The sequence below is a fragment of the Echinimonas agarilytica genome (assembly GCF_023703465.1).
In the GTDB taxonomy this organism is placed as follows: Bacteria; Pseudomonadota; Gammaproteobacteria; order Enterobacterales; family Neiellaceae; genus Echinimonas; species Echinimonas agarilytica.
Genome location: NZ_JAMQGP010000001.1, coordinates 669,048 through 681,894 on the forward strand (window position 1 = coordinate 669,048; position 12,847 = coordinate 681,894).

The 12,847-nt window shown below is 47.6% G+C and carries 12 protein-coding genes; 5 read left to right on the plus strand and 7 right to left on the minus strand.

The genetic code is table 11. The features are described 5' to 3' along the window. The first annotated feature begins 1 nt into the window (after position 1). From NAF29_RS02800 to tldD, 3 genes are read left to right on the plus strand one after another with little or no spacing between them, the layout of a single operon-like run. Positions 2-4,048, plus strand: a complete 4,047-nt coding sequence (locus NAF29_RS02800; RefSeq protein WP_251259962.1) for a YhdP family protein — start codon at positions 2-4, stop codon at positions 4,046-4,048. Then, positions 4,041-4,841 (plus strand): carbon-nitrogen hydrolase family protein, encoded by an 801-nt coding sequence (locus NAF29_RS02805; protein WP_251259963.1) that lies wholly within the window; start codon positions 4,041-4,043, stop codon positions 4,839-4,841. Before NAF29_RS02800 ends, NAF29_RS02805 begins: the two co-directional genes overlap by 8 nt. 16 nt (positions 4,842-4,857) lie before the next feature. Beyond that, the gene (tldD, locus tag NAF29_RS02810; protein WP_251259964.1) at positions 4,858-6,312 is read left to right on the plus strand and encodes a metalloprotease TldD; all 1,455 of its coding nucleotides are present in this window, start codon (positions 4,858-4,860) and stop codon (positions 6,310-6,312) included. Between the two features lie 56 nt (positions 6,313-6,368). Here tldD and yjgA read toward each other — a convergent pair whose 3' ends face one another. After that, positions 6,369-6,890 carry a ribosome biogenesis factor YjgA gene (yjgA, locus tag NAF29_RS02815; RefSeq protein ID WP_251259965.1) on the minus strand — a complete coding sequence of 174 codons (522 nt, stop codon included), beginning with the start codon at positions 6,888-6,890 and terminating at the stop codon, positions 6,369-6,371. Between the two features lie 110 nt (positions 6,891-7,000). On the opposite strand from yjgA, the gene pmbA reads away from it, so the two are divergent. Continuing rightward, complete coding sequence (pmbA, locus tag NAF29_RS02820; RefSeq protein WP_251259966.1) at positions 7,001-8,338, plus strand: metalloprotease PmbA; 1,338 nt, start codon at positions 7,001-7,003, stop codon at positions 8,336-8,338. Positions 8,339-8,340: 2 nt separating this feature from the next. Then, entirely contained in the window at positions 8,341-8,829 is a 489-nt protein-coding gene (locus NAF29_RS02825; RefSeq protein WP_251259967.1) for a GNAT family N-acetyltransferase, read from the plus strand. On the opposite strand, the gene bluB is transcribed toward NAF29_RS02825, so the two are convergent. The 6 genes from bluB to hpf all read right to left on the minus strand — a co-directional run bounded on the left by bluB (position 8,826) and on the right by hpf (position 12,830). Then, positions 8,826-9,485 carry a 5,6-dimethylbenzimidazole synthase gene (gene bluB / locus NAF29_RS02830; RefSeq protein ID WP_251259968.1) on the minus strand — a complete coding sequence of 220 codons (660 nt, stop codon included), beginning with the start codon at positions 9,483-9,485 and terminating at the stop codon, positions 8,826-8,828. The genes NAF29_RS02825 and bluB overlap by 4 nt on opposite strands. Then, positions 9,486-10,844: a magnesium transporter gene (gene mgtE, locus NAF29_RS02835; RefSeq protein ID WP_251259969.1), complete on the minus strand. Its 1,359-nt coding sequence runs from the start codon at positions 10,842-10,844 to the stop codon at positions 9,486-9,488. It lies immediately after the preceding gene. A gap of 95 nt (positions 10,845-10,939) precedes the next feature. Continuing rightward, positions 10,940-11,212 (minus strand): HPr family phosphocarrier protein, encoded by a 273-nt coding sequence (locus tag NAF29_RS02840; RefSeq protein ID WP_251259970.1) that lies wholly within the window; start codon positions 11,210-11,212, stop codon positions 10,940-10,942. Beyond that, positions 11,209-12,066, minus strand: a complete 858-nt coding sequence (gene rapZ / locus NAF29_RS02845; RefSeq protein WP_251259971.1) for an RNase adapter RapZ — start codon at positions 12,064-12,066, stop codon at positions 11,209-11,211. Before rapZ ends, NAF29_RS02840 begins: the two co-directional genes overlap by 4 nt. 24 nt (positions 12,067-12,090) lie before the next feature. Next, positions 12,091-12,540: a PTS IIA-like nitrogen regulatory protein PtsN gene (gene ptsN / locus NAF29_RS02850; protein WP_251259972.1), complete on the minus strand. Its 450-nt coding sequence runs from the start codon at positions 12,538-12,540 to the stop codon at positions 12,091-12,093. 2 nt (positions 12,541-12,542) lie between these two features. Continuing rightward, positions 12,543-12,830, minus strand: coding sequence for a ribosome hibernation promoting factor (gene hpf, locus NAF29_RS02855; protein WP_251259973.1), 288 nt, complete (start codon positions 12,828-12,830; stop codon positions 12,543-12,545). Positions 12,831-12,847 lie beyond the last annotated feature (17 nt).

Sequence of the window (12,847 nt, forward strand, 5' to 3'; positions counted from 1 at the left end):
CATGGGCTTTTGGCGAATTCTTCGTTCAAGCCTTTATCGATTGTGGCTTGTATTCATAGTCTTACTCATTATGTTGGCGCTTTTTGTCAGCGCTCTCAGGGTGCTTTCGCCTCACGCTGAGCATGTTAAAAAGCCCATTCAAGATTGGTTTTTAGCCAACTATGATTTCAAGCTCCGATATACAGATCTTAATGTTCAGTGGAAAGACTTTGGGCTCTATCTCACATTAAATGATGTCGATATCGACCCTACCTCCGGTCCTGATCAGGTTAAACACCTCAATAGCATGGGGTTTAAAGTTGATCTGTGGTCTACCCTCGTGGCATTTAATTTACGTTTCGGGCGAATTCAAATGCAGGGGTTAGAATTAGATCTAGCTCCGTTTGAGGTCAACGAAGACTTGCCTGAAACCAATTCATCACCGTGGCAGTTACTGTTGCTGGAACTGGCAAGTAGCCGCTTTACCGAGTTTGAACTTTATGATTTAACCATGCATTTAAGTCGCGATGCCAAGCAGTTAGACAGCATCGTGGTGCCACACTTATCTTGGCGAAACTCGGGTAATCATCATCGTGGGGAAGGCAGCGCACATATCCTTGGCTACGACCAACAAGTAGTTGGTTTTGTTGTTGATATTGAAGGTCATAGAAACTCGCCAGAAGATATCACAGGGCGCTTTTACGGCAGTGTTGAAAATCTCTCCGCGCATGCATTTATCCGACAATGGCTCAATCGCTCAGTCGAAATTGTCGACAGTAAAATCAACCTTGAAACGTGGATCGATTTCGACTGGAACCGTGTTACGCAAGGTGCGGTGCAGTTTGGCGAAAACAAGTTGAACTGGAATCGAGCAGGCGAACCTCGCGAGGTCGTCATCAGTAGCGGTGTTGTGGGGTATGCCTATGAACATGGCGGCTGGCAGGCATGGCTCGATGGTCTTGACGCATCAACCAATGGTCTAAAATGGAATGACTTTACGGCCCGTTTTGAGCAACAAAATAATGTATTTACGGCGGCAATTGAACGCGCCGACCTGAAAACATTGCTGCCATTGGTTGAGTTCTCTCCTTTAACACACCCTGTTCTGTCAGAGCTATCAAGCGTTATGAGCGGTTCGATTGATGATGTTCGGCTGTGGTTTGCAAGTCCCGATGACTGGAGACTAAGCGCTGACTTGCGTCATGTGGGTTGGAATAAAACTCAGAGCCTGCCGGGGGTTTCGCTACTCGATGGCCAATTGTATGCCAATCAAAGCGAATTCCAATTTGAAATAGATGCACCTGCGCAAGTCATAGAGGCAACGGGGCATTTCTATCAGGATATTGAATTAGAGCGTCTTGCCGGACGTGTCAATGGGCAGCGCCTTGAGCAAGGTTGGGCGATTGATATTAGCCAATTGGATATTGAAGCGACTGATTTATCGGCTCGACTCAGTGGACTCCTGAGAACAGATGAAGTGGCGTCGCCAGAGCTATATCTATACGGCGAACTGAGTGTGGCCGAAGCGGGACATGCTTGGTATTACTTTCCACTCAAAGCGATGGGGCAAGACTTATCTGATTATTTAAAATCATCGATTCAAAGTGGTGTGATTGAAGGTGCGCAGGTGCTTTGGCACGGACGGTTGGGCGACTTTCCATTTGCTAATCATGATGGCAAATTTCAAGTTGATGTGCCGCTTCGAGCAAGTCGATTCGAGTTTGATGCTCACTGGCCTGCACTAGAGCCACTTGATCTTGACTTGCAGTTCGAAAATAGCGATTTGACCATGGTAGGCCAAACCGCCTATTTGCTCGATGCCAAAGTTGAAAACTTGGTGGCCAAGATTCCCGGCTTACGAGAAGATTCAGTGCTTGAAATTGACGGTACGGTCGTGGCCAATGCGAGTCAGGTACGAGCGGTTATGAGCCAGTCGATGCTGGCCGATAGTGTAGGAAAAACACTTGAGTTGATGAATGTTCAAGGGCCTGTTTCTGGGCCGCTACACCTCGAGATTCCGCTTGATCATGATGATGTGAAAGTGTCTGGTTACGCACAATTTGACAAGGCAAATTTGTTTATTCCTGGTTCAACTGCACATCAGCTAGAAGATGTGAATGGACGAGTGTATTACCAGCAAGATGCCATTAGTATTGAAGACTTAAGCGGCTCTTATCAGGGACTACCTGTCACATTAAATGTGTCGGGAGCATCTAACGCTCAAACTTACCAAGTAAACGCCAGTGTCGCCGGTCAGTGGCCTGTCGCAGGCGTGAATAAATTAATCGAATTGGAGTTGCCTGCCATTGAAGGCTCCGTCCAATGGGATGCTGGCGTAAAAGTCGACATTGATGACGGCGGTGTAACGACTCACATCACAGTAAACTCTGACTTAGCCGCGCTTGATTTGGCATTGCCTGAACCTCTTGTAAAACCTCTAGGTACCGCTTGGCCTACAACGGTTCATTTGCAGATTTCACCCACTCAAATTCTCAATGGTCAAATGTCCATAAACGATCTAATCGTGGGCGATTGGAAAGTGGATTTGAATAGCGAGCAACCAAGCGATTATGTATGGCTGAGTCTAGGGCAAGAACAACAGGGAGCAATTCGAGTTCCTGGTATTACTTTCGATATTCACCAAAGCCAATTTGATATCGCTCCTTGGATTGAATACGTCGCATCCATTAAAACTGATTCGGCCAAGTCCTTACCCTTTGAATACGGACATTGGCAATTTGATAAACTGTTTATTGGAGATTGGAGTCTGAACAAGGTCGACACACGCGTATCGCGTATCGACCATGGCTGGACAGCTGCCATTCAAGCTGATTCCACAGATGCCGACTTGACTTATTTGGACGGTCAACAGCCGATGGTGAAGCTTGCAGCTGCAAAGTTGCTGATTCAGTCACCTGAAAAAGCCCCTGCCAAGGATGAAACAAACGACTCCGATGACCCTCACACTGAAATAGGTTCACCCGTCGAGCTGAGTCAAACGCCGATGATCACTTTGGCGTCAATTCCTGACTTACAACTCGATTGTAGATTGTGTCAGGTTGGAGAACATTATGTTGATGAGGTCAGACTCTACAGCAGTACGGACGCAGATGCTGGCACTTGGACAGCATCTGAAGCTTGGATTAAAGCGGGCACGGGCGAAATAAAACTCTCTGAATGGCAGTGGACTGTCACCGATGACAGTTCAACAACACATCTAACTGGCGTCATGCAGGCCAAAAACTTTGAAACTATGATGACCACCATGATGCCTAATAAAGAGTTACCGATCCGGCAAAGCAGTGCTGATGGTTCATTCGACTTTACTTGGTCCGGAGCGCCTTATGATGTGACACCCGAGCAACTCAATGGGCATTTTAAGTGGACACTTGGATCAGGTCACATTGCAGAACTCTCTGATAAAGGAGCCCGTGTATTTAGCTTGCTAAGTATTGGTTCTTTAGTTCGCAAAATGCGGTTGGACTTCTCGGATGTGTTTGACAAAGGCCTGTTCTACGATCGATTTAGGGGGGAGTTCAAGTTCAAGGACGGGGTCGTCTCCAGCGACAAGGTTCAAATGGACGGCGTGGCCGGGGATATGACGATTTCAGGCTCCACCAATTTAAAGACGATGACGCTGGATTATGATGTGGTATTTCATCCTGACTTAACCAGTAGTTTGCCATTGCTCGCAGGACTTACCATCAACCCAATTACTGGTATTTATGTGCTTGCCCTACATGCTGTGATGAAGCCGGTTGTCGAGGTCGTGACTCAAGTTCGATTTAAAGTGAGTGGAACGACTGAAAACCCAATTGTCACCGAAGTCGATCGCAGCAGTAGAGAGGTTGAATTGCAACAGCCAGCCGCTCCACCTGTAAACTCATCTGAAGCGGTGTCGATGAATGCTACCCCTATTCAAGCGGTGGTGAATGATGTCTCTCCAGGCACTTCAAAGCCATTATCGCAGCAGCCAGAAGCCCAAACTTCCGAGCCACTACCTTCACCGGTGTTGTTGCCTGAAATACCTGTGCAACCTGCGATTACAGTGGGAGATGAAGATGACTGATCAGCTTGATGTGGTTGCGATTCAATCTTGTTCAGGCTTTTCAATCGAGCACAACCTTGCTTGGTATGAGAGCCAATTTGAGCAACTCCCTCGCATTCGCCCTTTAGTTGTTGTGATGCCCGAGTGTTTTGCAGTTTTTGGTGCGCCGACCGGTCAACCTTATCGAGAACAGTCAGGCAAAGGGCATGTTCAAGATTGGTTAGCAAAAATGGCAAAATTGCATGAATTATGGCTGATTGGAGGTTCGCTGCCCATCGCTGAAGATGATAAAAAGCACTATCAAGCATGTTTGGTGTACGGCCCTTCAGGTATGCAAGCGGCACGCTACGACAAGCGACACTTATTTGATGTGAATATCTCGGACTCAACAGGCAGTTATCGTGAGTCGGATACCACATACCCCGGTCAGTCGAGTGTGACGGTGACGATAGAAGGTTTCAAAGTAGGTTTGTCTATTTGCTATGATTTGCGCTTTCCGGAACATTTTAGGGGCCTAAATGCAGATGTGTTAGTGGTGCCTGCCGCGTTTACTGCAATCACTGGTGAGGCGCACTGGCAGCCTCTATTGCAAGCGCGGGCCATTGAAAATCAATGTTATGTGGTGGCTGCCAATCAGTCAGGCACCCATGAAAATGGCCGTGAAACTTGGGGACATTCGATGATCCTTGATCCTTGGGGTCAGGTTTCTGGTCAGTTGGACACTCAACTTGGTATGATTCACCAAACTTTATCAAAAGCACGGCTTGCTCAAGTTCGAGCTTCCATACCTGCGTTAAGCCATAAACGCTCGTAGTAGAAAGGATATTTTGATGACAATTGTGTCACAAGTCAGCCAAGCGATGCTGACCCCTGCAAATGTTGAACTCGACGATTTGCAAACTTGCCTCAGTGGCATGTATGACCATAAAATTGATTTTGCAGATATATTTATCCAAGGTTCACATCACGAATCTTGGGTACTTGAAGACGGCATCATCAAAGAAGGTAGCTTTAATATCGAGCAAGGCTTAGGGGTGAGAGCCGTGACGGGTGAAAAAACCGGTTTTGCTTACTCCGATGAATTGACTCTTGATGCATTGCGCCAAGCAGCTAATACCGCGAAAGGTATCGCAGAGTGTGGCCATGAAGGCCAGTTAAAGGTTGCACTGGCGTCTGATCAGGCAAAAATTTACGTGCCAGAAAACCCGTTGTCGGCGATGGTCGAGGCCGATAAGATCGCGTTGTTGCGTGAAGTTGATGCAAAGGCCCGTGAGCTCGATACCCGCGTGACCCAAGTGATTGTAAGCTTAAGTGGTGTTTACGAGCGCATGGTTGTGATGGCGACCGATGGCACCCTCGCCGCAGATATTCGGCCCCTAGTTCGAATGAACTGTACGGTTCTTATGCAAGATGGCGACAAGCGAGAACGTGGTTCGGCAGGCGGTGGCGGTCGCACTAATTACGACTATTTCTCTGAAACGGATAAACGTGGCTATAAGCGAGCACTGGGCTATGCTCACGAAGCGATTCGCCAAGCGCAAGTCAACTTAACCGCGATAGCGGCACCAGCAGGCACAATGCCGGTGGTGTTAGGCTCTGGATGGCCTGGCGTGTTGCTACACGAAGCCGTAGGACATGGCTTGGAAGGTGACTTTAATCGTAAGGGCTCTTCAGCGTTTAGCGGCAAAGTAGGGCAACAAGTATCTTCGCCTTTGTGTACCGTGGTTGATGACGGTACGTTAGCTGGACGTCGTGGTTCAGTCAGCGTCGATGATGAAGGAACGCCGGGGCAATATAATGTGCTGATTAAAGACGGGATTCTTCAAGGTTATATGCAAGACAAACTCAACGCGGGTTTGATGAATGCAAGATTAACCGGCAATGGCCGACGTGAATCATATGCTCACTTGCCATTACCGCGCATGACAAATACCTACATGCTTGCTGGCGAAAGCACACCCGAAGATATTATCAGTTCAGTTGAAAAAGGGATTTACGCACCTAACTTTGCGGGCGGCCAAGTGGATATTACCTCGGGTAAATTTGTATTCTCTACATCAGAGGCTTACCTCATTGAAAACGGTAAGCTGACGAGTCCTGTCAAAGGTGCAACTCTCATTGGTTCCGGCCCTGCAGCAATGAATCATATTTCCATGGTGGGCAATGATTTGGCGCTGGACGAAGGTGTAGGCGTATGCGGTAAAGATGGGCAAAGCCTTCCTGTCGGCATTGGTCAACCTACCTTGAAGGTCGACCAACTGACCGTTGGTGGTACTAGCGGATAATAAAAAGCCCCAGTCACAATAAACTGACTGGGGCTTTTTATTCAATGCGCGATTTGTTATTCCGCACTTTCCTGTAATTCTCTTAAATATTTAAATATTTCTCGTGCTGATTTTGGGGGTTTATTCTGAGATTGCTCGCGTTGCGCTGAACGAACAAGCTGACGCAAACGTTGGCGGTCTGCTCCTGGGAATTCATCGATACAAGCTTGAATTGCACCATCGCCTTCACTGATCAGTAGATCGCGTTTCAGCTCTAATTGATGAAAGATAGCATTGGCTTTCACGTGTTTAGCGTCGTGCACTGCTAGCGCTTTAATGATTTCGTCACTGTCGACATTTCGCATTAACTTGCCAATGTATTGAAGTTGGCGACGGTACCCTTCTCGTTTATTGCGAATTCGTTGTGCAAGTTCAATGGCATCACGTAATTGATAATCCAATGGCAATTCATCGAGCACACTTGTGTTCATTTGTGAGAGGCGTATACCTAGTGCTTGAAGTTCGTCAGACTGGCGTTTTAGCTCAGTTTTACTCACAAAATCTTCAGGAAGTTCTTCTTGTTTTTTTTTCTTGGTCATCTTGCTCTGCCATAAGGTCGCGATTCCGAGCTTTCGGTGCTCGCAACTGAGGGGTAAATTGCAGTATCATGCTTGTTTGCGTATTTTAATAGACTCCGGACCCAAGCTTCATGTCTCAAACGATTGCTGCTGAACAGCAACAGCTTCAAGAGCTCATTGCCGACACTCTCAATTATGCTAAATCCAAAGGGGCTTCTCAAGCAGAAGCCGCGATGAGCCGCCAAACTGGGATTAGCGTTAGTATTCGTAAGCAAAATATCGAAACACTCGAATTTAATCGAGACGGTGCGCTGGGTATTACGGTTTACTTTGGCCATAAAAAAGGCAATGCCTCTACATCAGACTTGCGCCCGGAAGCACTGAAAGTTGCGGTAGATGCGGCCTGCAATATTGCTAAGTATACCTCGGAAGACCCGTTTAGTGGACCTGCCGACGCAGAGCAAATGCCGGAATCTGTACCTGATCTTCAGCTCTATCACCCAGGTTCACTTGATCCAGAAAATGCAATTGAATTGGCGATGAGATGTGAGCAAGCTGCTTTTGATACAGATCCGCGCATCAATAACTCAGATGGCGCAACGTTTTCTTCTCATGAATCGGTGCGTTTATATGGCAATAGCCATGGTTTTATTGCCGGTTATCCAAGCACTCGCCATAGCCTAAGTTGTGTCACCATCGCCAAAGAGGGTGATGACATGCAGCGCGACTACAGTTATTCCATCAGCCGTCAGGCTGAGCGCTTGTGGTTGCCAGAAAGAGTGGGCGAGCATGCTGCGCAACGCACAATAAACCGGTTGAATGCGCGCAAGCTTGGTACACGTAAAGTACCGGTCATTTTTGCATCTGATTTAGCATCTGGCCTGTTTGGTCATCTTGTGTCTGCTATTTCAGGCGGTAATTTGTACCGCAATGCCTCATTCTTGAAAGACCGATTAGGCGAACAAATTATGCCTGATCACCTGTCTATTGTTGAACGTCCGTTGATCCCCTGCGCTCTGGCCAGCGCGCCGTTTGATTCTGAAGGTGTTGCCACGCAAGATCGAATGGTCGTTGAGCAAGGAGTGCTAAGTACGTACTTACTGTCGGCATATTCTGCGCGCAAGTTAAACATGGAAAATACAGGTCATGCCGGCGGCATTTATAACTGGTTAATACGTCATGGTGGCCGTGATTTTGATGATTTGCTTGCTGAAATGGGGACAGGATTGTTGGTGACCGAAGTGATGGGCCAAGGAGTGAATACTGTCACTGGAGATTATTCACGTGGCGCAAGCGGGTTCTGGGTGGAAAACGGCCAACTGGCTTACCCTGTGCACGAAATTACCATTGCGAGTAATCTCAAAGACATGTTTAAAAATATTGTACGAGTGGGCTCAGATCTGGACCGCCGTGGGCAAATTCAAACCGGTTCGGTATTGATTTCAGAAATGCAGATAGCAGGTCAGTAATCATGGTTGAAGTGCAAAAAGTTGATTATCAGGATGCTCAACAAGGCGCCGATTTAGTCGCGCTTCTTAGTGCCTATGCGTGTGACCCTATGGGCGGTGGTGAAGATATCTCTGAGCACGTTAAATTAACTCTGGTCAAAGAGCTTGCATCCAGGCCTTATGCTTTTTCAGTCTTGGCTTATGTGGATGGAAAGCCAGCAGGTTTTGCCAATTGTTTCGAAGCCTTTTCAACATTTGCTGCACAACCTTTAGTGAATATTCATGATCTAGCGGTCGTGCCTGACTATAGAGGCCAACAAATTAGTCAGTTGTTACTTGATGAGGTGGAGGCAATTGCGCGCAAAAAGGGCTGCTGTAAGATAACGTTGGAAGTTCTATCGAAAAATGGTCCTGCCAAAAATGCTTACCAAAAGTTCGGTTTTGAAGCTTATCAGCTACAAGATGGCGCCGGTGAAGCGTTATTTTGGCAAAAATCTCTGAAAGAGTTTTAAGGCTCTTTGGGAGTCGGTTGCCACGTGTCTACATGAATGACGTCGTCTATGGGGCGTCTAGGTAACCAACCGAGTTTTTCCAATTCGGGTTTGTCATTAAATTGAGACACATAACCCACGCATAAATACGCGACAATACTAATATCTTGCGGAATATTCAGCGTGTCGTACAGAACATCATCATGCAAAATACTCACCCATCCCACCCCTAAATTTTCCGCTCGCGCTGCTAACCAGAGGTTTTGAATGGCACATACGGTGCTGTACAAGTCCATGTCGGGCTTAGCTGTTGTACCAATCACAACCGGGCCATTACGGCTTCTATCGCAGGTAACGCATATTCCCAAAGGGGCTTCCATAATGCCTTCGAGTTTTAGCTTTTGATAGGTCTCTTTTTTGTCGGAAGCGAACATTTCGGTGGCTTGTTGGTGCGCTTGAAGGTAGCTGCTCTTGATGCGCGCCTTCGTTTGGTCAGAGCGCACTAATACGAAATCCCACGGCTGCATATAGCCCACACTCGGCGCATGATGAGCCGCCGTTAAAACGCGCTTTAATACATCATCTGGGATGGCGTCAGGCAGGAATTCTCTGCGCACGTCACGGCGCGCAAAAATAGTTTTATAAACCGAATCTCGTTCTTCTTGAGTAATTTGCATTTAACGCAACATGACGGTGGCTGTGCCTAAGAATGATAGGAGGCCGATGATGTCAGTAAATGTCGTGACCATCATACTTCCTGCAAGTGCGGGATCAATTTTAAGCCGCTTTAGTGTTAGTGGCACCATGACCCCAGCGATGCCGGCCATGAGCATATTGACAAACATGGCCACGGCAATGACGACACCTAAATGCCAATCGCCTTTCCAAACGGTCACCACTGCGGCCAGGGTAAATGCCCAAAGCATACCGTTCATGAATCCCACAAGGGCCTCTTTACCCAATAACCAGCGGGCGTTGCTGTCGCCCACGTGACCTAAAGCGATACCGCGAATCACCAGAGTAAGGGTTTGATTGGCAGCCACCCCCCCCATGCTCGGCACAATAGTCATGAGAATAGCGACGGTGGCAAGCTGCGACAAAATATCTTCGAACATATTCGATACCGAAGCTGCTAGAAGCGCTGCACATACGTTTAGGCCAAGCCATACTGAGCGTCGCTTGGTACTTTTTAAAGCCGGTGCAAAGGTATCTTCTTCATCGTCTAGGCCCGCCATGCTCATTAATGAGTGCTCTGCGTCCTCACGGATGACGTCAACGACGTCATCGACAGTAATACGGCCTAATAGGCAGCCGTTGCCGTCTACCACAGGGGCCGAAATGAGGTCGTGACGCTCAAAGTGTTGTGCTACTTCAGAGTCGTGCTGTTCAGCCGAGAGGGGGGCTACGTCCACCTCAAGAATCTCCGAAATTTCGAGTTCTGACTGGCTACTAACGAGCAGTGCGAGTGAAACTTCGCCCAAGAGTTTGTCTTGTTTGTCTACCACGTAGAGTTTATCGGTGCCTTCTGGCAACTGGCCGCGCAGCCGAAGATAGCGCAAAACTACATCCACAGAGACATCTGGGCGCAGGGTAATGACATCCGTGTTCATCATGGCGCCAGCGCTGTCTTCTTCATAAGAGAGTGCTTGTTCGACGCGATGACGGTCTTGCTCATCCATCGAGCTTAAGACTTGCTGAAATACCGATTCCGGAAGGCTACCAAGGACGTAAGCGAGATCATCGCTTTCCATACCTTCGATGGCTTCGGCAACATGTTCGGGCTCCATTTCCCGAATAATGCTGTCTTTAATATCTTCCGCTAGCTCTTCAAGGATCTCACCGTGCTGGTCTGGATCGATTAATTGCCAGAGAACAGGACGTGCAGAAGGCGTTGATGATTCTAATAAGAGTGCAACATCGTAAGCCGGAAGGGAGTGAAGCATTCGGCGCACGTGGACAAACATGCCGCCATTGAGAGCGTCATTAACAGCCTTTAAACGGCTGTGAGTTTGTTCTTGTTCGAGAATTTGAGGCATATTAATTGATTCCCGCGCACCGAGTCATAAGAAGGCTTACAGTTTAAACGAATCATCTTGATATGCCACACAAAAGGTATGCCAATTAGAGGGGATTATTCACCCTCATCGAAGAAATTGTTGATGAGGTTCTCGACTGCGTCCAGTGCTGCGGCTGCATCATCACCCTCTGCGCTGACTTGCACCGACTGCCCTTGGCACGTTTGCAGTAGTAACAAGCTCATTACGCTCCCTGCGGAGGCGCTTTTGTCACCATGAGAGATCATGACTTCTGCCTCATAGTCCCGTGCGAGAGTAGCTAGCTTAGTAGCTGCACGCGCATGCAACCCGAGTTTGTTTTGGATGAGCAGTGAGCGAGTTAAAATCATACTGAAGTCTTTTTATATTGAAGGTTACGATGGCGTAGTTGCACCTGATACGATGATCTAAATAAATCCGCAAGGCGGTTGGCGATATGAACTGAGCGGTGGCATCCGCCAGTACAGCCAATTGCCACGGTCACGTAACTCCGATCATTCTTTTCAAGTTGGGGGAGCCAGTCTTTGAGATTACTTTCGACCTGAGCGATAAAGGCTTCTACATTGCTGTGCTGGTCAAAAAATTCAATGACGGGCTGATCGTTGCCGGTATATGAACGTAAACCCGGCTCCCAATAAGGGTTGGGTAAGAAGCGCACATCAAACACGAAGTCAGCATCGTTGGGAGTGCCGTGTTTAAAACCAAATGATTCAAAGACCAACACCAGTGGAGCCTTTGATGTGCCCGATAAGCGTTCGCGAAGTGTTGCGCTAAAATCGTAAATAGTGGAGTGGCTGGTGTCTAAAAATAGGTCGGCTTGCTCTCGAACCGGCTCTAACCAAGATGTCTCTGCGGCAACTGCATCAGCCAGTGTAAGCTCATTTTTTGTAAGCGGGTGACGGCGCCGTGTTTCAGAATAACGTCGCAATAGAATCGAGTCATCGGCATCGAGATATAAAATAGTGGTGGGAACGGCTGTTTTAAGAACTTTAAGCAATTGCTCGATCTGAGCACGATCGTTCGGCAAGTTCCTCATGTCTAAGCTCACAGCAACGTTCTCGTGCTGGTTGTGCTGCATGGTGATCCAAGGCTTCAGAAGTTCGATGGGTAAATTGTCAACGCAATAGTACCCGAGATCTTCGAGAACCCTGAGCGCAATAGATTTCCCTGCTCCTGAACGACCACTAACGACGGTGAGCTTCATGTAAGAGTGCACTTTAATAAATGATTATGCGTTGATAATAACCTGATATAGGTCTTCAGCACTAGAGGCACATCTGAGCTGTTTTAAGGTATTTTTTTGACCTAATTTTTCAGCGACTAAAGCAAGAGTTTTGAGATGGTGTTTGCAGTCTTGCTCGGGCACCAGCATCGCAAACATAATATCGACTGGCTTTTTATCAATGGCGTCGAATTCGATTGGGGATTCAAATTGAACCAATATAGCGACGTTGCTGGCGTCAGACGGGAGTCTGCCGTGCGGAATGGCTATGCCATTTCCAATGCCGGTACTGCCTAGTTTTTCGCGTGCTAAAAAGCGCTCGAAAATTTCGTTTTCGGTGAGTCCTTGGAGATGCTTCGCTGCGATTTCACTTACGATTTCAAGTGCTCGCTTTTTGCTACTACATTGGACTGCACTGAAAGTGCAGTCCTTGGACAGGATACTTCGCATGTTCATGATTAATGCTTCTGCAATTTTTCCTTGTGGCGAATAACCTGCCGGTCGAGCTTGTCGACTAACGAGTCTATCGCCGCATACATACTTTCGCTTTCAGCGTTCGCAAATATTTCCGCTCCCGAGAGGTGAACGGTTGCTTCTGCAATCTGGCGAAGTTTTTCGACATTCAACACCACATGGACGTTTGTGATGTTGTCGAAGTGGCGCTCTAATTTGGCCAGCTTCTCTGTGACATAGTCACGTAAAGGAGGAGTAATATCAACATGATGACCGGTTAAGTTTAGTTGCATAGGCGTGTTTCCTCACT